At 47.0% G+C, this 21,107-nt stretch carries 20 protein-coding genes; 16 read left to right on the top strand and 4 right to left on the bottom strand.

Features of this window, described 5'->3' with window-relative positions:
* Nucleotides 1-305 precede the first annotated feature (305 nt).
* The 3 genes from pheS (at nt 306) to MHB49_RS09915 (ending at nt 6,713) form a co-directional block, all read left to right on the top strand.
* Entirely contained in the window at nt 306-1,340 is a 1,035-nt protein-coding gene (gene pheS, locus MHB49_RS09905) for a phenylalanine--tRNA ligase subunit alpha (RefSeq protein ID WP_405156001.1), read from the top strand.
* Nucleotides 1,341-1,412: 72 nt separating this feature from the next.
* On the top strand, nt 1,413-3,866 hold the full coding sequence (pheT, locus tag MHB49_RS09910) for a phenylalanine--tRNA ligase subunit beta (protein WP_405156002.1): 2,454 nt from the start codon (nt 1,413-1,415) through the stop codon (nt 3,864-3,866).
* A gap of 138 nt (nt 3,867-4,004) precedes the next feature.
* Nucleotides 4,005-6,713 carry a hypothetical protein gene (locus tag MHB49_RS09915; RefSeq protein WP_405156003.1) on the top strand — a complete coding sequence of 903 codons (2,709 nt, stop codon included), beginning with the start codon at nt 4,005-4,007 and terminating at the stop codon, nt 6,711-6,713.
* Nucleotides 6,714-6,817: 104 nt separating this feature from the next.
* On the opposite strand, the gene MHB49_RS09920 is transcribed toward MHB49_RS09915, so the two are convergent.
* Nucleotides 6,818-7,204 carry a cytochrome C oxidase subunit II gene (locus MHB49_RS09920; RefSeq protein WP_405156004.1) on the bottom strand — a complete coding sequence of 129 codons (387 nt, stop codon included), beginning with the start codon at nt 7,202-7,204 and terminating at the stop codon, nt 6,818-6,820.
* A 202-nt stretch (nt 7,205-7,406) separates the two neighbouring features.
* Entirely contained in the window at nt 7,407-7,772 is a 366-nt protein-coding gene (locus tag MHB49_RS09925; protein WP_247901659.1) for a phage holin family protein, read from the bottom strand.
* Nucleotides 7,773-7,960: 188 nt separating this feature from the next.
* Between MHB49_RS09925 and MHB49_RS09930 the strand changes: the two genes are divergently transcribed.
* From MHB49_RS09930 to MHB49_RS09945, 4 genes are all read left to right on the top strand, one after another.
* Nucleotides 7,961-10,330: an endonuclease MutS2 gene (locus tag MHB49_RS09930; RefSeq protein WP_405156005.1), complete on the top strand. Its 2,370-nt coding sequence runs from the start codon at nt 7,961-7,963 to the stop codon at nt 10,328-10,330.
* Between the two features lie 114 nt (nt 10,331-10,444).
* On the top strand, nt 10,445-10,822 hold the full coding sequence (locus tag MHB49_RS09935) for a DUF350 domain-containing protein (protein ID WP_053780553.1): 378 nt from the start codon (nt 10,445-10,447) through the stop codon (nt 10,820-10,822).
* A 120-nt stretch (nt 10,823-10,942) separates the two neighbouring features.
* Nucleotides 10,943-11,509 (top strand): hypothetical protein, encoded by a 567-nt coding sequence (locus tag MHB49_RS09940; protein ID WP_247901661.1) that lies wholly within the window; start codon nt 10,943-10,945, stop codon nt 11,507-11,509.
* A 130-nt stretch (nt 11,510-11,639) separates the two neighbouring features.
* Nucleotides 11,640-12,839: an MFS transporter gene (locus tag MHB49_RS09945; protein WP_405156006.1), complete on the top strand. Its 1,200-nt coding sequence runs from the start codon at nt 11,640-11,642 to the stop codon at nt 12,837-12,839.
* A gap of 74 nt (nt 12,840-12,913) precedes the next feature.
* Here the strand turns inward: MHB49_RS09945 and MHB49_RS09950 are convergent, their stop codons facing one another.
* A complete protein-coding gene (locus MHB49_RS09950) occupies nt 12,914-14,134 on the bottom strand; it encodes an NAD(P)/FAD-dependent oxidoreductase (RefSeq protein ID WP_405156007.1) in 1,221 nt (406 codons plus the stop codon).
* Between the two features lie 97 nt (nt 14,135-14,231).
* Between MHB49_RS09950 and MHB49_RS09955 the strand changes: the two genes are divergently transcribed.
* The 7 genes from MHB49_RS09955 (at nt 14,232) to MHB49_RS09985 (ending at nt 18,470) form a co-directional block, all read left to right on the top strand.
* Nucleotides 14,232-14,465: a hypothetical protein gene (locus MHB49_RS09955; RefSeq protein ID WP_247901664.1), complete on the top strand. Its 234-nt coding sequence runs from the start codon at nt 14,232-14,234 to the stop codon at nt 14,463-14,465.
* Between the two features lie 35 nt (nt 14,466-14,500).
* Nucleotides 14,501-14,890: a spore coat protein gene (locus tag MHB49_RS09960; protein ID WP_247901665.1), complete on the top strand. Its 390-nt coding sequence runs from the start codon at nt 14,501-14,503 to the stop codon at nt 14,888-14,890.
* 159 nt (nt 14,891-15,049) lie between these two features.
* Complete coding sequence (locus MHB49_RS09965; RefSeq protein WP_247901666.1) at nt 15,050-15,550, top strand: Lrp/AsnC family transcriptional regulator; 501 nt, start codon at nt 15,050-15,052, stop codon at nt 15,548-15,550.
* A gap of 13 nt (nt 15,551-15,563) precedes the next feature.
* Complete coding sequence (locus MHB49_RS09970; RefSeq protein WP_282189454.1) at nt 15,564-16,772, top strand: aminotransferase class I/II-fold pyridoxal phosphate-dependent enzyme; 1,209 nt, start codon at nt 15,564-15,566, stop codon at nt 16,770-16,772.
* A 189-nt stretch (nt 16,773-16,961) separates the two neighbouring features.
* The gene (locus tag MHB49_RS09975) at nt 16,962-17,183 is read left to right on the top strand and encodes an aspartyl-phosphate phosphatase Spo0E family protein (RefSeq protein ID WP_323374397.1); all 222 of its coding nucleotides are present in this window, start codon (nt 16,962-16,964) and stop codon (nt 17,181-17,183) included.
* 161 nt (nt 17,184-17,344) lie between these two features.
* Nucleotides 17,345-17,896: a hypothetical protein gene (locus MHB49_RS09980; RefSeq protein ID WP_247901667.1), complete on the top strand. Its 552-nt coding sequence runs from the start codon at nt 17,345-17,347 to the stop codon at nt 17,894-17,896.
* Between the two features lie 37 nt (nt 17,897-17,933).
* Nucleotides 17,934-18,470 (top strand): bifunctional adenosylcobinamide kinase/adenosylcobinamide-phosphate guanylyltransferase, encoded by a 537-nt coding sequence (locus MHB49_RS09985; protein ID WP_405156008.1) that lies wholly within the window; start codon nt 17,934-17,936, stop codon nt 18,468-18,470.
* Between the two features lie 105 nt (nt 18,471-18,575).
* Here MHB49_RS09985 and MHB49_RS09990 read toward each other — a convergent pair whose 3' ends face one another.
* Nucleotides 18,576-19,187, bottom strand: coding sequence for a DedA family protein (locus MHB49_RS09990; protein WP_405156009.1), 612 nt, complete (start codon nt 19,185-19,187; stop codon nt 18,576-18,578).
* 225 nt (nt 19,188-19,412) lie between these two features.
* On the opposite strand from MHB49_RS09990, the gene MHB49_RS09995 reads away from it, so the two are divergent.
* Together MHB49_RS09995 and MHB49_RS10000 are read left to right on the top strand one after the other, a co-directional pair.
* A complete protein-coding gene (locus MHB49_RS09995) occupies nt 19,413-19,994 on the top strand; it encodes a cob(I)yrinic acid a,c-diamide adenosyltransferase (RefSeq protein ID WP_405156010.1) in 582 nt (193 codons plus the stop codon).
* Nucleotides 19,991-20,974: an RluA family pseudouridine synthase gene (locus tag MHB49_RS10000; RefSeq protein WP_405156011.1), complete on the top strand. Its 984-nt coding sequence runs from the start codon at nt 19,991-19,993 to the stop codon at nt 20,972-20,974. Before MHB49_RS09995 ends, MHB49_RS10000 begins: the two co-directional genes overlap by 4 nt.
* Nucleotides 20,975-21,107 lie beyond the last annotated feature (133 nt).

Below are 21,107 nucleotides of genomic sequence, written 5' to 3' on the forward strand. Positions count from 1 at the left end.
AAGTAAGCAGTGCCTCTGGACAGGGAGGAAGCGCCGTGGATTGAGAGCGTTTCTGTAGAACAAGGCTGCTGAAATTCACTCCGGAGCGGTTCCCTGAACCATATCTTGCGATTCGTCGCAGGAGTTATTAGGGGTTAACGGTTAACGGTCGTTATTCCGTATAGAGTGAGGCAAACATGTTGCAGGCCGGAAGGGCCGGGCAGCACTGAATGTCTAACAAGGGTGGTACCACGGTCTTTTCGTCCCTTTAGGGGAGAGAAGGCCTTTTTTTGTTGCATTTAACCACATAAAGGGGGCATTTACACATGAAAGAACGTTTGGAGGCATTAAAGATCGAAGCGCTGGAACAACTGTCTGGCGTGAATGATCCACAGACGCTGAGTGATCTGCGTGTAAAGTATTTGGGGAAAAAGGGTGCGCTGACCGAGATTTTGCGCGGCATGGGTGCGCTTAGTGCAGAGGAACGTCCTATGATTGGTCAGGTTGCCAATGATGTTCGCGGCGCGATTGAAGAAGTCATTGACAGCAAGCAAGAGCAATTCCAGAAGGAAGAGACGGCGAAACGCCTGCAATCCGAAAAAATCGATGTGACCCTGCCAGGACGTCGCGGACGTCAAGGCGGACTGCATCCACTGACCAAAGTGGTACAGGAAATCGAAGATATTTTCATTGGTATGGGATACCGCATAGCGGAAGGTCCTGAGGTTGAAATGGATTATTACAACTTCGAAGCACTGAATCTGCCGAAGAACCATCCGGCGCGTGATATGCAGGATTCTTTCTATGTAACAGAAGATTTGTTGATGCGTACGCATACGTCACCGGTTCAGGTTCGCACGATGCAAAGCATGAAAGGTGAAGTGCCTGTAAAAGTCATCTGTCCGGGTAAAGTATACCGTCGTGACGATGACGATGCGACGCATTCATTCCAGTTCAATCAGGTTGAGGGCCTGGTCATCAGCGAGAATATTCGCATGAGCGACCTGAAAGGCACCCTGCTGCAATTCGTACGCGAGATGTTTGGTTCGCACACCGAAATTCGTCTCCGTCCAAGCTTCTTCCCGTTCACCGAGCCAAGTGCTGAAGTGGATGTTACTTGTGTGCAATGTGGTGGCAGCGGCTGCCGGGTATGCAAACAGACGGGCTGGCTTGAGATTTTGGGCGGTGGTATGGTTCACCCGAAAGTGCTTGAGATGGGTGGATATGATCCGGAGAAATACAGCGGGTTTGCATTCGGAATGGGTGTAGAGCGTATTGCTATGTTGAAATACGGCATTGATGATATTCGTCATTTCTACAACAGTGATATGGCGTTCCTGAAACAATTCGGACGGCTGTAATTACCGAACCAGCATACAGGGCGAACGCCCTTCATTTGCAACACCAATTCATAGATTAGGAAGTGAACGTCCATGAGAGTATCGACAGATTGGCTGTCTGATTATATTACGCTGGAAGGCGTGGAGCCGCAGGAGTTGGCTGAGAAAATCACCCGTGCGGGGATTGAGATTGAAGTAGTGGAGAACCGGAACCAGGGCGTGAACAAAGTGGTTGTCGGTTACGTGAAGAGCAAGGAGAAGCACCCTGACGCTGACAAGCTGAATGTATGTGTGATTGATGCCGGACAGGAAGAAGATCTGCAGATCGTATGTGGTGCGAAAAATGTGGATGCTGGTCAAAAGGTAGTCGTTGCCCTAGTGGGAGCGAAGCTCCCTGGCGGACTCGATATCAAAAAAGCCAAGCTGCGAGGCGTTGTATCCCTTGGCATGATCTGCTCTGCGAAAGAACTGGGCATGAACGACAAGTTGCTGCCGAAGGACCAACAGGAAGGCATCCTCGTTCTGCCAGCACAAACCGAAGTTGGTACACCAATCAGCCAAGTACTTGGTCTTGATGATCATGTTCTTGAACTGGACCTGACACCGAACCGCTCCGACTGCCTCAGCATGCTTGGTGCAGCTTATGAGGTAGGTGCAATTCTCGGTCGTGAAGTGAAGCTGCCTGATCCCAAAGAGCGGCTGGTCGAAATCAGTGATGCAGCTGCGAATCATATCTCGGTTGAGATTACGGCTACAGAACAATGCAGTCATTATGCAGCCCGCTATGTAACTGGGATCAAGCTCGGGGCTTCCCCGCAGTGGATGCAAAATCGTTTGATGGCCGCTGGCATCCGTCCGATCAATAATATCGTTGACATCACGAACTATGTCATGCTGGAATACGGACAACCGCTGCATGCATTTGATGCAGATAAACTGGAGAAGGGCCACATTGAAGTGCGGATGGCCAAAGAAGGCGAAACGATCGTGACGTTGGATAGCCAGGAGCGCAAGCTGGAGCCGCATATGCTGCTCATTACTGATGGCGTTAAACCTGTAGCCATCGCGGGTGTTATGGGTGGCGAGAATTCCGAGGTAACGGAAACCACTGTGAGCCTGTTGCTGGAATCCGCCAAGTTCGATGGCGGAACCGTTCGGAAAACGTCGCGCCAACTGGGGCTGCGTTCCGAAGCAAGCATGCGTTTTGAGAAAGAAGTTGATCCGGCTGCTGTCATTACGGCATTGAACCGTGCGGCCGAATTGATTCAGCGTTATGCGGAAGGTGAAGTTCATCAGGGGATCGTGGAAGCTGGAACAGCCGCAGCGGATAAACATGTTGTGCAGCTGTCGCTGGATAAACTGAATCGCTATCTGGGAACCGATTTGTCTCTGCTTGAAGTGAAAACCATCTTCGCTCGTTTGCACTTTGCGTGTGGTGATGCGCAGCAGGGAGTGCTTGATGTTGAAGTACCTAGCCGCAGAGGGGATATTACACTTGATGTGGATCTGTTTGAAGAGGTTGCCCGTCTGTACGGATACGACAATATTCCAACAACGTTGATCGAAGGACCAACAACACCGGGTGCTTACACGCGTGCACAAGCGATGCGCCGTACGATTCGTGGCCTGTTCGCAGGTAGTGGCTGGCAGGAAATGATTAGTTATTCGTTCGTACACCCAGATAAAGTATCCTTGTTCCCTGCTCTTACAGAAGGCAGTAAAGCCGTTAAGTTGGCTATGCCAATGAGTGAGGATCGCAGCGTGCTTCGTAAGAGTATTTTGCCACAAATGTTGGATGCAACGGTGTATAACATGAACCGCAAGCATGATTCACTGGCTGTATTTGAAGTAGGCAGTGTGTTCTTCACCGAAGAAGAAAATCTGACGAAGCAGCCGCATGAAATTCCGGTCCTGAGCTTGTTGCTCACCGGAAACCGTGCATCCCAGCAGTGGAATGTGGGGGCAGATAAAGTGGACTTCTTTGATCTAAAAGGTGCACTTGAGAACCTGTTCGCCTATGTAGGCCTGGAGCAGCGCATTCGTTTGGTAGCAAACAGTCCGGAAGGTTTCCACCCTGGTCGTTCCGCATCGGTATACCTTGAAGCAAAAGATGGCGGAGAGGGCAAACTGATTGGTACGATGGGTCAATTGCATCCTGAACTGCAACAGCAATATGATTTGAACGATGTGTACCTCGCAGAAATCGGACTTGAAGCCATCTATAGTGAAGCAGATACGGATATCCGTTATCGTGAGCTTCCGCGTTTCCCGGCAGTTGAGCGGGATATCGCGGTTGTTGTAAGTAAACATATTGAAGCTGGGGATATGCTGCGTGCAATCCGTGAGTCTGCCGGTGAGCTGCTGCAAACCGTACAGGTATTCGACGTGTTCACAGGCAGCAAATTGGGTGAAGACAAGAAGAGCGTAGCGATGGCTCTCGTTTATCGCAACCGTGAACGCACATTGACGGATGAGGAAATTACCGAGGTTCATGCTCGTGTTGTTGCTCGTCTGGAGGAGCAATTTGGAGCCGAATTGCGTAAATAGAACATAAGTCAATTTTTTGAACAAAGATTAGCAGGAATTGCTTGAAGTCGCATCGAATCCTTAGCATTAGAGGATCGATGTGACTTTTTTTGTTAAACAGCTTAGAATCAACATACAGACTTGAAGGAGGGCACAACTGTGACTACACCTGATCGTACACGCGTCACCGTAGAGATCTACGGGACTTCCTATAAACTGGTTGGCAGCAGTGCCGACTATATGAAACAAGTAGCTAACCTGGTAGATGAGCGTATGAGCGCGATCTCCAAGCAAAATTCCCGTCTGGATACTCCGCGTATTGCGGTGCTGGCGGCTGTACATATGGCTGAACAGTCTCTTCAGACTCATGAAATCCGGAATGAGCTGAAGATGCTTACTGGAGAACGTACAGAACTGAGAAACGAATTGAACCGGTTAAACGCCATACAAAATGAACATCAGCAGGAATTGGAACGCCGTGACCAAGCACTCGCTGAAGCAACGAAGCTTAAAACTGAGGCGGAACAGGCCATCGCGAAGCTCCAAAAGGATCAGCAGGCAGAAATAGCCAAGCTGAATACACTACTGGAGCAAGAACGCACTCAGGCAGCAGGTCGTGAGCAAAAGCTTCAGGCCCAAACTGTTGCTCAGTTAAAGGCCGCGGAAGAGAAGGCGCAGGCGCGACTTAAAGAAGCGGAAGAAAAAGCAGCGAATCAACTCAAGAATGCACAGAACCATGCGGCAGCGCAGCTGAAGGAAGCACAGACACGTTCAGCAAATGAGTTGCAGCAAGCCCAGGCCAAAGCCGCTGCACAATACAAGGAACTTCAGGATAAGATGACAGCCCAACTGAAAGAAGCGGAAGCTCGGGCCGTGGCAGAACGTCAAAAAATTGAGGTACAGGCCGCACAGCAAATACAAGCAGCGAAGGAACAAGCAGAAGCTGCAATTTTGTCTGAATTGGAACAAGCGGAGGCCCAATTGCAAAAAGCGCAGGAAGAAGCGCAGCTTCAATACCGTGAACTTCAATCTGAAATGGAACAACGCTTACAGCAGGCAGAGCAAGCTGCCGCGAAACAGGTTCAAGAATTGACTGAAAAGGCAAAAGAAGAACAAGCCGCACTGCATCAACAAGCAGAGCAGAAGCGACTGGCTGAGATTGAACAGCTGAATGCAACGTTCAAGGAGTCATCCGAACAGGCTGAATTGGAATGGATGGAAAAAGAAGCGGCTTATGAGGAACAGCTTCAGCAAATCCAAGAAGCAGCCCGAGCTCAGGCAAGAGAAGCCGCAGTTTCTGCCGAGACTTTGTTGCAGGAAGAACGAAGCAAGCTGAAACACCAATTGGAAGAAGAACGTAAACAAGCCAAGTCGCGTTTAACTGATGTTGAAAGTCAATTAGCCGAGGTACGTCAGCAGCTCAAAAACGCTCAGGAGGTTGTTGTAGATCAAGAGCAACAGCTCCAACAAGAACGTAGTCAATCTGAAACGCTGCGCAATGAACAAGCCGTATACAAACAGGAGCAGGATGCTCAGATTCGTCGAATTACGGAATTGGAGCAGCAGCTGGAACAATTAAAAGCTGATCGTGCTCTGCTGACTGAACAACTCCGCAACGCAGAAGCGGAGGCCGAACATTTCCGGGAAGCGGAACAGCAATGGAAACAGCAGTATAACGAGACCGTTGAACGTGAATCTTCTCTGACAGCACAGCTGCGAAAAGTACAGGATCAGCACGGTCAACTTGAACAGGAAATCAAGAAACTCCGTGAAGCGGAAGTGAAATCCGAGGATGAGCAGCGCAGGCTGCAAAAAGTGCTTGAGCAGGCTCATGCGGCAGTTCGCACATTACAACATGAACTTGGTGTACTGACGCAGAGCGAGCAGTCCTGGAAAGTGCAGGCTGAACAACGTCTGATCGAGATCGGGGAATTGGAGACACAGGTGCTTGAAGCTGCAGAACAGAATGAAACGTTGGAGTCAGGTGTACAGTCTCTTCATGATGAATTATCGGTTGTTAAAGAAGAAGCTCGTCACGCCAGCGAAGAAGCAGAACGTTATATTGCCCAAGCAGATGGTTTGGAGCTGCAACTGAAAGAGCTTGATGTTGAGTTGAATGATGCGCGTGAAGAACTGAACAAGCTGCAGGAGAATTATAAACAAATCCGCAAGGATTATGGAGATGCTCTGCAGCGCGAAGAGGACTATACTCGCAAGCTGAATGAGATGACCGAAGAAAAGAAAGAAATCGTGCGTGCGCTTGAAGAATCCAGGCAGCATGCCAATCAGCTATCTGCGCGGATTGATGATCAAGGCAGCTTACTGACTCAGACAGAAGAAGAAGCGCTTGAATGGCAGATTAAGTATGAAGAATTGTCTGCCAAACAGGCAGAGCTCTCCTCTCGCCTTCAAGAGTTGACCGCACGGGAGGTTGAACTGAAATCCAGAGTAGAACAAGCGGAACAACAAGATCAGGTTTGGCAACGTCGTGCTGATGAATGGGCGGCTCAGGAACAGTCCTGGCAAGATCGATGGGCTGCACTGGAGAATGAATTGAATCTCTGGCAGAAAGAAAGTGCTGCCAGTGTGGAGAAGCTAGAAGAGCTGGAACACGAGCGGCAGCAGCTTGCCCAGCAGCGTGCAGAAGCGATCGAAGAAAAGCAAACGATGGAAAATGAACTGCTGGAGATTGGAGAGCGGTATGAACTCGCGGCTAATCAGTTGCGTTTGCTGCAGGTTGAACGTGAGATGGAGCAGGAGAAGGCGGAGCAACTGAATACGGATTACCGCCAATTGCGGGATGAATATACAAAATTGCAGACGGAATATAACGAATGGATTGAATTGATTGAGCAGGATCAGACCTAGCTGATGATTACGTCATAACTGGAATCCTGGACAGCGCACTCTTGTACAATTTGTTATAATGAAGAAAGAGCTCCCGTCGGTACGGGGGCTCCTTGTCTTGAACATTATTCTTCTACAATAATTTTGGAGATCATACCGCCGTGACCGCTTCCGCAGTAGACTGAACAGGACATTTCGAATTCCCCTGTTTTGTCAGGAGTAATTACTTTCGAACTGTTCTTGATATCCAGCCGAAGGTTCAGTTCAGGCACGAGAACGCCATGGTTGCCGTTTGTATTCTCATAGACAATTTTAACCGGTACACCTTTTTTTAAATGATATTCAGGTTGGTCAAATTCATAGTTGCTTGCTTTGATTACCAGTTCTTCGCTTGCAGTTACGCCTGAATCGGACTCGTCGTTGGATTCTGCGGATTGTCCAGTTCCTCCACATGCAGCAAGGACCAGAATTAACATACAAGCGGCAAGCCATGCCATGCTTTTCTTCATCATATGCCTCCTTAAAAAGCGTGATATGGATAAAATTTGAATGATTTCTCCAGTCATCATACCGCATATTAACGATGCCTGTACATGCTGCCTATGTCGTTTTTTTGAACATCAGCAATGTACGTAATCTAAAAAAAATAAACCTCATCAGGCGTTTAAGCCATCAGAGGTTTAGGGAAAGCCTATGGGAGGAACACGTTGGAGCCTATGCGTGATCTTTGGATCTTCTTCCGGCATCAAAAGGGGTGGAAACCGGGATGAACAGATCAATGATCCCAATGACCAATGCAGCCAGAACAGCACCAAGCAGACTGACATGCACATGATCAACGATATATTGACCAATCCAGATCACCAGTGCACTGACGATGAAGCCGACAATACCACGGCCAAAAGGATTAACCCTTTTACCGAAGATGCCTTCAATAACCCAGCCAAGCAGAGCAATAACCAGAGCGAGCATCAGTGCGCTCCAGAAACCGCCGACGGTGAAACCGGGTACGATCCAGCTGACGACCATTAATACAATCGCGGCGATGATAAATCGCACGACATGTCCCAGAAAATTCATGGCGTTATACCTCCTTTTTTCAGATCGGATTGAGCATTGTACATCCTGTTCAGTTGGCGAGGTTGCACAATCCTGACACCTGTAGTTTGCGGCGCCATGTTGCAAGTTATGTATGGAAGGATTCGTTAAATAGCGCTAGAAAGTTTCTTTCGTTATAATACAGTTATAGTTTGGAAGGAGTTGTACACTTGGACACGAAAATATTACACACATTGGAATACCGCAAAATTTTAAATACATTGCAAAGCTTTGCCCAGACTACGATGGGAAAAAAGAAAGCGGAACAATTGGAGCCGATCAGTGAACTGGAAGAAGTGAAGAGACTGCTTCAGCAAACGGATGAAGCTTTTACGTTTGATCGTCTGAAAGGTTCTCCATCATTTGGGGGAATTGTGGATATAACTGCTTCCATTAAACGTGCCGAAATAGGTGGGACGTTAAATCCACATGAGTTACTAGGAATTTCCAACACCACCTTGGCAGCACGTCGATTGAAACGTCAGATTGCCGCGCTCCATGAAGACGAAAAGGTGGAATCCATTTTCTATATCAGTGATCAGTTATCTGAGCAAAAAACGCTTGAAGATGCGATTCGTATCTGTATTGATGACAATGCCGAGGTCTCAGACAGCGCGAGTGTAACTCTGGCGCAGATTCGTCGTGAGCTGCGCGGTGGTGAAGCACGGATTCGTGAGAAACTGGATTCGATGATTCGTTCTTCGACAGTTTCCAAAATGCTGCAGGACCAACTGATTACAATCCGGGGAGACCGTTTTGTTATTCCCGTAAAATCGGAGTATCGCTCGTACTTTGGTGGTATCGTACATGATCAATCCGGCTCAGGAGCAACGCTGTTTATTGAACCTGAATCCATTGTTGCGATGAATAACAAATTGCGTGAAACCCGAATCAGGGAAGAACGCGAAATTGAAGTGATTCTGCAGAAATTAACGGCACTTGTGAGCGAACAGGCAGAGTGGTTATTGTACGATGTTGACCTGCTGGGATCTTTGGATTTTATTTTTGCCAAAGCACGTCTTGCCCGTGAATTGAAAGCCACATTGCCACGCATGAATGATCGCGGATTCATCAAGCTCAAGAAGGGGCGTCATCCGCTGATCTCAATTGAAAATGTGGTGCCAACCGACATTGAACTCGGCAACGATTATACGTCCATTATTGTAACGGGTCCCAATACGGGTGGTAAGACCGTTACGCTCAAGACCATTGGATTGCTGAGCCTCATGGCAATGTCTGGTTTGTTTGTTCCAGCGGAAGATGGCAGCCAGCTGTGTGTATTTGATGCGATCTACGCGGATATTGGTGACGAGCAGAGTATTGAACAGAACCTGAGTACGTTTTCCAGCCATATGACGAATATCATTCGAATATTGAAAAACATGACGACAAAAAGTCTGGTGCTGCTCGACGAACTTGGGGCAGGTACTGACCCGGCAGAAGGTTCTGCGCTGGCGATCTCCATTCTGGAGCATATGCATCAGACCGGATGCCGCATGGTAGCAACAACGCATTACAGTGAGCTTAAAGCTTACGCTTATGAGCGCAAAGGTGTTATTAATGCCAGCATGGAATTCGACGTTAATACACTGAGCCCTACCTACCGACTGCTCGTCGGTGTGCCGGGACGCAGTAACGCGTTCGCAATTGCAGAGCGACTGGGACTGCCAGGATACATTCTGGATTATGCGCGCGGCGAAGTGAAAGAGGAAGACCAGCGCGTAGAGCATATGATTGCTTCCCTGGAAGAAAACCGGCTTACCGCGGAGCAAGAACGTGAGAGTGCGGAGCGTCTGCGTCAGGATATGGAGAAACTGCGCAGCCGTCATCAAGCCGAACTGGAGAAGCTGGAGCAACAGCGTGACCGTCGTATTGAAAAAGCCGAAGAAGATGCTCGTAACATTGTGGATAAGGCCAGAGCTGAAGCTGAGAAGATTATAGCTGATCTTCGCCAGCTTGCCATGGAAGAAGGCGCATCGGTGAAGGAGCACAAACTTATTGCTGCTCGCAAACAACTTGATGAAGCTGAACCTGAGAAACGCAAGAAGACGGTTAAGCGCACTTCTACGGCAACGAAGTCTCGGGCCATCGGACCGGGCGATGAAGTTCTTGTCTACAGTTTGAATCAAAAAGGTCATGTGGTGGAGATGTCAGGCACTAAGGATGCCGTGGTTCAATTGGGGATCATGAAAATGAAAGTATCCCTGAATGACCTTGAACTACAGCAGTCTGCACCAGCAGAAGCCAAACCGAAGCAGAAACCGGTAACCGGTGTGAAACGAACTCGCGATGACAATGTGAAAAGTGAACTGGATTTGCGGGGAACAAATCTGGAAGAAGCCTTGATGGAGACAGATCGTTTTATCGATGAAGCTTTCCTTGCTAATCTGGGTCAGGTTTATATTATTCACGGTAAAGGAACAGGAATTTTGCGTTCCGGTATTCAGGATTACCTGCGTAAGCATAGACATATAAAAAGTTACCGGCTGGGCAATTACGGAGAAGGCGGAAACGGTGTGACCGTCGCAGAATTGGAATAGCCCGACCAGGAATCAAAGAAGTTCTGCCACCTGACTGAGTTCAGGCAGCAGAATGGGGAAGGGGAACGGTGAGTGAAAGGGACGATTGACGAATTGCTGTCTCATCCCTTGGGGATGGTGCTCGGATTTTTCTCCGTAGCGATTATGGAGCTGCTTGTATTTCTGGCTTGCTTTGAACTGGTAACCAAGTACAAATGCTGGCATGAAATTAAGAAAGGTAATGTGGCGGTTGCGATGGCTACAGGAGGAAAAATCTTTGGAATCTGCAACGTGCTTCATTTCTGCATTCAGGCGAAATCATCGGTGTATGAAGCTATGACATGGTCATTTGTAGGATTTGTCCTTCTGCTCATTGCCTATTTTCTATTCGAGTTTCTGACACCGGTTTTCTCCATAGACAAGGAGATTGAAGCGGATAACCGGGCCGTTGGATTGATATCCATGATTATTTCCGTCTCGTTGTCATTTGTTATTGGCGCGAGCATCATGTAGGGGGACCGTTCATGAAAATATTGATACGGATTCTGTTTGCTGCATCGATTGTATTTTTTGCCATAGGCGTCATATATGTGTTGAACACATGATTATCTGAAAGAGAAAGGTTGATTCAATATGGAACCAACAGTATGTCCATGGTGCCACACGGAGATTGTATGGGATGAGGAGCTAGGTCCGGAAGAAGAATGCCCCTACTGTCACAATGAATTAAAGGGATACCGTACACTAAACATTAATATCGGTGATGAAGAGAACGGTGAAGCCGAGGAAGACATCTATGATATGGATGATGTTGAGGACGATGAACAAACTACGGATCTTGCTAATCTATGGGGAGATGAAGTAGAGCTGAAATTGCCGGAGCTTCGTACATTGACGAAGTACGCAGATGAGGGCAATGATCTGATTCAATACGAAGAAGGCGTGGAAAAGCAGCTTGATCTGCAAGAAGAAGTGCCCGAATGCCCACACTGCCGTGAATTCATGATTCTCACAGGCACACAGAAGGCAACCAAAGATACGTTCAATCCTGTTGCCAATGCAGTGTCTGGTACGGACTCGCTGCTGGATGCTCCATTCTCTGTACAAATGTATGTATGCTCTGGCTGCTTCCAGGTTCAATATAGCTTGTCCGAGGATGACCGTCTGCGTCTGATCCAGAATTTGAGTGCCCGGAAATAAGGGAGTAATATAACATTGTGAAAATATAATATTTCAGGAAATTCATCATGTTTTCCTTCAGCTTGGGGTACGTTAACCCTGAGACCTTGCCTGTGAAGTGCTGACTTCAGGTGGAATAAGGAGGGAGCAGATGAAAATTTCTCTGGGCCGACAATCCATTCTGCTGCTAGGCGTGAATGGATTGTTTGTGTTAGCCGGAGCTTTGTCGGGTACGTTTCTTAATGTGTATCTGTGGAAAAGTCGTCCGGACTACGCCATGCTGGGATGGTTCACGATCAGTCAGCAAATTGCACTCGGACTCACGTTTTGGCTTGCAGGAAAGTGGGTCAAGGAACATAACAAAATGAATGCGCTGCGATTGGGAACGGCTTTATCAGGTATTTTTTACATGCTTGTGTTATGGGCCGGGCCAAAAGCGGTTGACTGGATATGGCCTTTGGGGATTTTGTTGGGATGTGCACTCGGATTGTTCTGGATTGCTTTTAATGTGGTTTACTTTGAAGTGACTGACCGGGAAAATAGGGACCTGTTCAATGGTTGGGTGGGTTTACTGGGTTCCATGACAGGCATCATCGGTCCGTGGTTCTCAGGTCTGATCATTTCACGAATGGCTGACAATTCGGGTTATCGTCTTATTTTTACGGTGTCGCTGGTGATCTACGTGATTGCTGTCGTGTTCAGTTTTTTTCTGAAAAAAAGGGAGGTCAGCGGCACATACCGGTGGTCTGAACCCTGGCGACAGCTATCTGCCAAAGATAGTCCATGGAGACCGCTTGGCATTGGATTGTTTGCCCAAGGCGTACGAGAGGGTGTATTTGCCTTTCTGATTGCATTGCTCGTCTATATAGCTACGAAGCAGGAATATAAGCTTGGGCAGTTCTCGTTAATCACTTCTGCCGTAGCTCTGGTCAGTTACTGGGTTGCAGGAAAATGGTTTAAACCGCAATACAGGTCCAGGGGGATGTTGGCCGGAGCGATATTGTTATTCATCGTATTGATTCCTTTATTATGGAAAGTTAGCTATGGCACGCTTTTGATTATGGGAATCGGTTCAGCCTTGTCGATGCCGTTGTATATTTTGCCGATGATTTCGGCAGGATTCGACTTGATGGGAACGAGCGGCGAAAATGTAGAGAAAAGGGTTGAACTTGTCGTATTAAGGGAGCTGTGTTTAATGGTCGGTCGTTTATTCGGACTCGCTGTATTTATTCTGACTGTCATGAACGGTCCATCGTTACAAACGTTAACCTGGCTTATTGTGGCGCTTGGGGCATTCCCACTTATTGGCTGGATATTCATGCGCAAAATGTTAGTACATCCGGATCAGTAAAAACCATCGGCATAGGAAAAGGGTACAGTTCAGGGATCTAATCCTGAGCTGTACCCTTATTTATTGAATTGTGGCTACACAGGAGTAGGCTTACTCGTTCTATTTAATGAGAAAAGTTCCATATCTTCATTTTTAACTCCTGCAACAGCATCGGCCAAAATAGAAGCGGCAAACATGCTGTACACTGTCCCGTTACCACCATAACCCTCTAGAAAATAAGAATGTGGATATTCGGGATGTGGCCCGATAAACGGAAGCCCATCATGTGTATTTCCGAACACGGCACCCCAGGCATAATCGACTTCAAGACCATCCAACGGGAAATAAGAGCGGACTTCTTCCAGGAGTGTATCTCCCCGGTGTTTTGCCCGAATCTCACGCTGATCTTCCTTCGGTATCTCTTCATCCAGACCTCCGGCAATGATCCGTCCGTCTGGTGTTGTTCTCATATACAGGTAAGGGCGTGCTGTTTCCCAAATCATGCTGTGCCCATACCATTCCTTCAGGTCTGGCAGCGGTTTAGTAGCAATAGCATAGGTGGTTTGCAGGAAGGCTCCTTGATCTCTTTTGATGGCCTGTGTCTCATAACCGGTAGCAAAAATAACCTTACTGGCACGAATTTTACCATCTGAGGTATAACACAGCACACCATCATCATCGAATTCACAATGAATCATCTCCGTTTGTCCATAGATTCGTGCGCCTCGTTTGCTCGCAGATTCAAACAAGGCATGAACAAAGCGATACGGATTCACTTCGGCATCCCCCAACGTATACAGTGCTGCAGGTTTGCTGAAAGGAAAATACCTGCTGATCTTGTCGGAATTCCACAGTTCAGCTTCAAAGCCATAGCGCTTCAACGTCTGATATTCTTCCTCCACCTTGGCTAGATCATCAATACTGCTGGCTAAACAGAGACTGTTGCGCGGAATAAACCAGGGATCCGTATCCAGCCTGTTTGCAATTTGGGTGAGCTTCTGCATCGCTTCACGACATAATTCATAGAAGCGAACGCCTGTCTTTTCGCCAAAGGTATGAATACAGGAGGTTAGTGTTTTGTCGTTTGTGTATTGTAAAAGACCTGTATTGGCTGAGCTGCTGCCATGTGCAATCTTTCTCTTATCGATAACAACCGTATTAACTCCACGCTCCGTAAGCAATTCGGAAGTCAGTGCGCCCCCCATTCCACCACCGATGATCAGACAGTCACACGAGATGTCCGTTTCGAGCGGGGGGTAGGTGGGACTTGTAGTAAAAGTGGAAGGCCAGAAAGGTGTGCCATAGACCAGATCCATGATTAACATCTCCTTTGTCATTAACGTTTGTATACTTTTGAGTGACCGGGTTAACAATAATTGCGCATAAACTTTATGCCGAGGAGGTCAACGAGACATGCAGAATCAATCCATGCAACCGCTGAGTCCGAAAGAATTGAATTATATTGCGGATTCAATATCCAATGAAGAACTGCTCATCAAGCAGTGTGCCGCCACAGCTTCCATCTCACAACATCCGCAAATTCAGCAGGCACTGAATCACTATGTTCGTTCCCATGAACAGCATCTGAACACACTCGTCAACGCTCTGCAGCAACATCAATCTATTGCTCCCACTCAAGCGCAGTAATAGAAACCGAATCTACTCGTATAGGAGGAAACCTTGTGTATTCTCAATCTTCTAATGGATCATTTATGCAGGAGCAGGATTTGTTGAAGTCGATTCTTGCGGATTTAAGACGAACCGCGCGCGAATATACGACAGCAACCACCGAAGCTTCCTGTCCAATCACACGTCGGATGTTCACGGACTTGACCAATGATACACTCCGTTTGCAAGGTGAGCTGTTCAATGTGTTGCAGCAAAGCAACATGTATTCGGTAGGTTCGAAGGCATTGCGACAGGATGTAGACAAGCAGATTCAATCGGCCCACCAGACCCAACAGAAGTGCCAGCAATTCGTTCAGGAAAAGAATACGCAGTCCAGTCCCTACAGTCAGGCGCCCAATGTGCCACAGCATCAGGCGAATTACGGTAACCCTTATTACATGTAACCTTTGTAATTATGGTTTGAAGCAGGCGACTGTTACTGACCATACCACCGCTTGCCCGAATTCAGGGCGGGCGGTTTTTGTCTTTGCATGATCGTTGAATTCATGTAATATAAGTATTAATTCATTTACAGGAACCTGGATGACGCTGGAGGGAAAGACATGAAGGATCTGAACGATCTGCAATTAAAAGTTCTGGATTTGTTGAAGGAAGACGCGAGAAGGACTCCCGCACTGCTGTCGACGCTGCTGGGGGAGTCGGAAGATAATATCAAGAACGCCGTGACACAGCTTGAACAGGACCACGTTATTGTGAAATACGCAACTGTTGTGAACTGGAGCAAGATTGATGATGAGAAAGTAACAGCCTTGATTGAAGTACAGATTACGCCTGAGCGAGGTCGTGGCTTCGAAGGGATCGCAGAACGCATTTACCTGTATCCGCAAGTGAAATCGGTATATCTCATGTCAGGTGCATATGATCTGCTCGTAGAAGTAGAAGGTGGCAATCTGCGTGAAGTCGCTAATTTTGTATCGGAGAAATTGTCTCCGATTGACTCTGTACTTTCAACCAAAACGAATTTTATTCTTAAAAAATATAAGCAGGACGGGATTATTTTTGAAGACCATCAGGAAGACAACCGTCTCATGATCTCGCCGTAAAGGAAGATGCGTCATGATAGTGAATGAACAGACAACAGGAAAAAACAAGAAAATGACTTCGTATCTGGCACCTTTGGTTCAACAGATACCACCATCCGGCATACGTAAATTTTTTGATCTGGTTGGCGATAACAAGGACATCATCACACTGGGTGTAGGTGAACCTGACTTTGTAACACCATGGCATATGCGTGAAGCATGTGTATATTCACTCGAAAGAGGTATGACCAGTTACACGTCCAATGCGGGTATGCCGAAACTGAGGGAAGCCATTAGCGAGTATTTGGATACTCAATTTGATACCAAGTATGATCCAAAGAACGAAATCATCGTTACCGTTGGTGGCAGTGAAGCCATTGATTTGGCATTACGTGCATTAATCGTACCCGGAGACGAGATTCTGATTCCAGAACCTTCGTATGTGGCATATTCTCCAATCGCTTCGATTGGTGGCGGTGTACCGGTTGGTGTAGAAACGTATGCGAAGGATCAGTTTAAACTGACTGCTGAAGCGTTGGAAGCGGGAATTACACCGAAGTCCAAGGTGCTTATCCTATGTTATCCGAGCAATCCGACAGGTGCCATCATGACCTATGAAGAATGGTTGCCTATTGCTGAAGTGATCAAAAAGCATGATCTGATCGTCATCGCGGATGAGATTTATGCTGAGCTGACCTATACGCAAAAACATGTTAGTTTCGCTTCGATTCCGGATATGAAGGAACGTACCATTTTGGTTAGTGGTTTTTCGAAGGCTTTTGCGATGACCGGCTGGCGAATCGGGTATATGTGTGGACATCCAGAACTGATTGCAGCCATGCTCAAAATTCATCAGTATACGGTGATGTGTGCTCCTGCCATGGGACAGGTGGCCGCGCTTGAGGCATTGACAAACGGTTTGGGTGAGAAGGATCGAATGGTTGAATCCTATAATCAGCGCAGACGCCTTATTGTGCAAGGGTTTAGGGATATTGGACTGGACTGTCATGAACCCCAGGGAGCATTTTATGCATTTCCTAGTATCCAGAAGACAGGGCTGAGTTCGGATCTTTTTGCCGAGCGTCTACTAACTGAAAATAAAGTGGCTGCTGTTCCGGGTAATGTGTTTGGTCCGCAAGGAGAAGGATTTCTTCGTTGTTCCTATGCAACATCTGTGACCCAATTGAATGAAGCATTGGAACGAATCGGAAACTTTGTTTACAAACTGCAAAAAGAGGGTTAATAGGGATTAGAAGCTTCTGATCGACATAAAGTTTCTTCAAACTAGAAAAAAATAACTTTCTTTTACAAAATATTGTGATATAATTTCAATTTGAAATATGTTTTTCTTGTATTTGGAAACTAATTTTCCAAGGAGGGGTTGGCTTTGTTTTGTGTTGAATATGATTTACCGACTAATCGTGGGCATTATTTGGCAGAAGGCGATCATGGCGACCGATGGTCGGTGAAACCGGATCACGCATCTTTGCATAACGTTTCCTTGGAAGATGAGATCCATATGCTACGCCGCAAGATGGAACAGATATTCCTTGAAGAGAAATCATTCACATCCGATATTGTAATTGAAATTAGCAGTTTGCTAGATTTGAAGATTAATGAATACATGAAGGCTAATCCGATTAAAGGAAAATAATTTTTCGTTGAATCGAAACGTTACGCTTATTGTGAATCAAAGAAGACCCTTAAGGGGTCTTTTTTTGCGCTATGAACAGATTGCTTTGGATAAGCAGGGTTATTTTTTTGCGTGCAACAATTGTGATATATTGTACATAGGAGACTAAAGGGGGAACTGGAATGAAGAGATTTTGGGGGCTTACCGCAATTATTTCTATGATTTTTCTGCTTGCTGGCTGTGGCGGTAAGGACGGTTTTACAATTTTTATTATTGATAACCAAGGAAATCCATCCGTGATCTCGGAACAGTTGCAAGCTAATTTGCAGCAGAAGCTGGGCGAGGAACCCAAGGTGGAGGTAATCACCAGTGCAATGTATGATGTTCAGAAAATTATGGTAGAGTATGCAGCCGGTGGACATGATATTTTCATTTTGCCTGAGGCTGATATGAAGCAGTACGGAAGTAACGGCTCCAATATTCCGCTTGATGATACATTTGATCCGGAGAAGTATAAGCGCGGTGTTTTTGAAGGCGGGGTCCTAGTTGAAAAGGGTGAAGGAGATGACGGTTCAGATATTAAGACAGAATCACATCTCTATGGCATTCCACTGGAAGACATGCAAATGTTCAAAGATGTAGATTATGCTGCGCAAAATCTGTTTGCGACCATTCCAGTTTCAGCGTCCAATGTCGAAGAATCCAAGAAAGTGCTGAAGGCGCTGACAGAGTAAGTGCAATCTAGTATGGCTACTGAAGGAGGGGAGTGGATTGCTAATTACGGTCACAGGCGGCCTGGGTAGTGGTAAAACCCGATTTGCGCTTGAATACGCAGCTCGGATTAGCCGGGAGGGCATCTATTTATCCACTGGAGATCATGATCCCGTGATTCCGGAATTGCCATCCGCTCATTATCGTGCCATCCAGGCTGGAAACGGCCAGCACCTGACGGAGGTGCTTCACCAGATTAATCGGGAATCCAATCTCTTCCTTGCAGATCAGCGAATCGTTATTGTGGATAGTCTGACAGCATGGATGGCAGCAGGGTTCAGGGCAAATGATGATCTGAATCAGCAGCGTTCTGAAACGCAATTGTTGCTGGACGCTCTTCTTTCCTACCATGGAAAGCTGCTGGTGATTACCAATGAAATGCACGGTTCTTTGTATCCTTCAGAGGAAGAACGAATTTTTGCGGCAAGAATGGCATCGGTTAACCGAGCGTTACAGGCGCATTCGGAACAGATGTATCTGTTGATATCTGGTTTGGCTGTTGATCTCAAAAATCGAGGGCTGCAATTCGAAGATTAGCATTTCATAACATGAAACGATAGACAAGCCTCAAAAAGCCTCCGTCACCACAAATGCTGGTGCGGAGGCTTTAAATTATGACAAAAGCTATGTGTGTACATTTCTTTATTTCCGAGTTTTATTTCGTCTGATCCACCAGATGATACAGCCCACAACAATAATCGCCAGAAGTACATATACGACCAGGGAGTACACGTCCATAAAGTGCAGGATACTCTCCCATGACGCACCGAGAGCCGCACCAACTGAGACGAGAATAATATTCCAGGCCAGAGTTCCAATAGTGGTGAAGAGAATGAATAGACCAAATTTCATGTTGGACATGCCGGCAGGAATTGATATCAGGCTCCGAACAAGGGGAACCATGCGACAGAATAGTACGGTCCACATTCCATATTTGTCAAACCATGCATCGACACGGTGGATATCTTCTTTTTTGATCCGCAGAATATGACCCCAACGTTCAACAATCTTCTCCAGCCGATTGACATCAATCAGCAGTCCGATCCCATACAGAATGACAGCACCAAGCACAGAACCAATGGTAGCAGCAATAATAACGCCAGGAAGGGTCAGGCTGGTGTAGGTGGTCATGAAGCCGCCAAATGGTAATATGATTTCGGAGGGGATGGGGGGGAATACGTTTTCAAGAGCAATAATAAGTGCAATGCCTATGTATCCGTATTGTTCCATGAAATCGGTTATCCAGTTTTGCATATTCGTCTCCTCTACTTTTGGTTTGCAAGGATTTGGCGTATACTCGGCAGAGTACACCAAATCATATATACGTGTGAAGGATCTCACTGGTTTCTGAAAATAATAGCATTCCCGTATTCATAGCAGGTCAAGTATACTGGTTAAGTTATACTCTAGAAGGGCATGTTCTCTTAGTTAACCCAGCGTTCTACCATGTGAATGATACTACCAATAGGAGGGATTACAATGGGCATATATACACGAACAGGTGACGAGGGGCAGACCTCTGTTATCGGTGGACGGGTCATTAAGGATGATGATCGTGTCGAAGCTTACGGTACAATTGATGAGCTGAACTGTTTTGTTGGGCAGGCCATCAGTTTTATTGATCAAGCAAATGGGGATTTTGAAGATTTGCGTGAACATTTGCTCGAAATTCAGCAAGAATTGTTTGATTGCGGGTCCGATCTGGCCTTTGTAAAAATCAGCGAAACCAAATATAAAGTACGGGATGAAATGGTCACCCGCCTTGAGCAGTGGATTGATCAGTATGATGCGGAAAATCCGAAAGTGGAACGATTTATTTTACCTGGGGGTAGTTTACTCTCTTCCACATTGCATGTCTGCCGTACAGTATGCCGCCGTGCTGAACGTCGCGCTGTAACCCTTGGACAGCATACGGATATTAACCCTTCCGTGAGACGTTATTTGAACCGTTTGTCTGATTATTTCTTCGTTGTTGCACGGACTGCCAATGCAAGACAACAGGTTGCTGACATTGAGTATGTGCGGAGCAAAAAAGTATTCCGCCGCAAAGACAAAGAATGAGCGGTTATTACTCACCACTTACTTACACGGTTCCCGTACATGAAGATGGCTGGCTGCTGAAGACCGTGCTTCAGCGCCGTCTACAGGTTTCGCGCAAGCTCCTGTCGAGACTCAAACTCACAGAGCAGGGAATTATGTTGAATGGCGAACGGGTATACATCAGCGTCAAAGTAAGCGCAGGAGACGTCCTGGAAGTCCGGATGGAACAGGAAGAGTCGGATGATATTTTACCTGAACCAATTCCTTTTACAATTCTGTATGAAGACGAGTACTTACTTATCGTGAACAAGGATGCTGGGGTCATCGTACATCCAACACATGGGCATTACACAGGTACATTGGCAAATGGAGTTGTCCATTATTGGAAATCTAAAGGCGAGCGTTTTCGCTTTAGACCGATTCATCGACTGGATCAGGAAACATCAGGTGTGCTGGCGATCGCGAAAAATCCATATGTGCACCAGCATGTGTCTGAGCAGATGATCGCAGGAACGGTGGATAAACAATATATCGCCTTTGTACACGGTAGTCCTGCCCAAGAAGAGGGGGCCATTGATGGCCCGATTGATCGTGATCCCGAAGAACCACATCGTCGAATCGTTACACCTGACGGGTATGCGGCAAGAACGTTATACACGACAGTCGCAAGGTGGGCGGGTGGAAGTGCCAGTGCAGTGAGCCTGAAGCTGGAGAGCGGCAGGACCCATCAAATAAGGGTGCATATGACATCGATCGGCTGCCCGTTAATTGGGGACCGGATGTACAAGACCCTTCCTGTGCATGAGATCGATGAGCAGACCATGGCTGTTCGGGAAGAACGAGATACTTGGATTGCACGTCAGGCATTGCACGCATGTGAGCTGTCGTTTGACCATCCCATTATGCAAAGTCGAATGACGTTCCAAGCCCCGTTGCCCGCTGATATGGCTTCCCTGGAGGCACGTTTGGATGCCGAGGCATTCCCTAGAGAAGTGTTTTGAAAATCTGTCAAACGGCCTGTGATTCGCGCTGTGTGCGGATTTCAGTGCATTGTGTCTTTGCTGTATGTCAATGGCTAGTTAGCTTAACCCGTGTGAGGGATGCAAGCTGCACCCGAACAAAATGCCGAAGGCT

The organism is Paenibacillus sp. FSL K6-0108 (assembly GCF_045040695.1).
Classification (GTDB): Bacteria; Bacillota; Bacilli; order Paenibacillales; family Paenibacillaceae; genus Paenibacillus; species Paenibacillus pabuli_B.

What these genes read in the sequence shown, in the direction of transcription:
- MHB49_RS09980 (WP_247901667.1), top strand. Translation starts at nt 17,345, where the DNA reads ATGAAGAGATTTTGGGGGCTTACCGCAATTATTTCTATGATTTTTCTG.
- MHB49_RS09935 (WP_053780553.1), top strand. Translation starts at nt 10,445, where the DNA reads ATGGTGCTCGGATTTTTCTCCGTAGCGATTATGGAGCTGCTTGTATTT.
- MHB49_RS09945 (WP_405156006.1), top strand. Translation starts at nt 11,640, where the DNA reads ATGAAAATTTCTCTGGGCCGACAATCCATTCTGCTGCTAGGCGTGAAT.
- MHB49_RS09970 (WP_282189454.1), top strand. Translation starts at nt 15,564, where the DNA reads ATGATAGTGAATGAACAGACAACAGGAAAAAACAAGAAAATGACTTCG.
- MHB49_RS10000 (WP_405156011.1), top strand. Translation starts at nt 19,991, where the DNA reads ATGAGCGGTTATTACTCACCACTTACTTACACGGTTCCCGTACATGAA.
- MHB49_RS09955 (WP_247901664.1), top strand. Translation starts at nt 14,232, where the DNA reads ATGCAGAATCAATCCATGCAACCGCTGAGTCCGAAAGAATTGAATTAT.
- MHB49_RS09925 (WP_247901659.1), bottom strand. Translation starts at nt 7,772, where the DNA reads ATGAATTTTCTGGGACATGTCGTGCGATTTATCATCGCCGCGATTGTA.
- MHB49_RS09950 (WP_405156007.1), bottom strand. Translation starts at nt 14,134, where the DNA reads ATGGATCTGGTCTATGGCACACCTTTCTGGCCTTCCACTTTTACTACA.
- MHB49_RS09990 (WP_405156009.1), bottom strand. Translation starts at nt 19,187, where the DNA reads ATGCAAAACTGGATAACCGATTTCATGGAACAATACGGATACATAGGC.
- MHB49_RS09920 (WP_405156004.1), bottom strand. Translation starts at nt 7,204, where the DNA reads ATGATGAAGAAAAGCATGGCATGGCTTGCCGCTTGTATGTTAATTCTG.
- MHB49_RS09940 (WP_247901661.1), top strand. Translation starts at nt 10,943, where the DNA reads ATGGAACCAACAGTATGTCCATGGTGCCACACGGAGATTGTATGGGAT.
- MHB49_RS09965 (WP_247901666.1), top strand. Translation starts at nt 15,050, where the DNA reads ATGAAGGATCTGAACGATCTGCAATTAAAAGTTCTGGATTTGTTGAAG.
- pheS (WP_405156001.1), top strand. Translation starts at nt 306, where the DNA reads ATGAAAGAACGTTTGGAGGCATTAAAGATCGAAGCGCTGGAACAACTG.
- MHB49_RS09995 (WP_405156010.1), top strand. Translation starts at nt 19,413, where the DNA reads ATGGGCATATATACACGAACAGGTGACGAGGGGCAGACCTCTGTTATC.
- pheT (WP_405156002.1), top strand. Translation starts at nt 1,413, where the DNA reads ATGAGAGTATCGACAGATTGGCTGTCTGATTATATTACGCTGGAAGGC.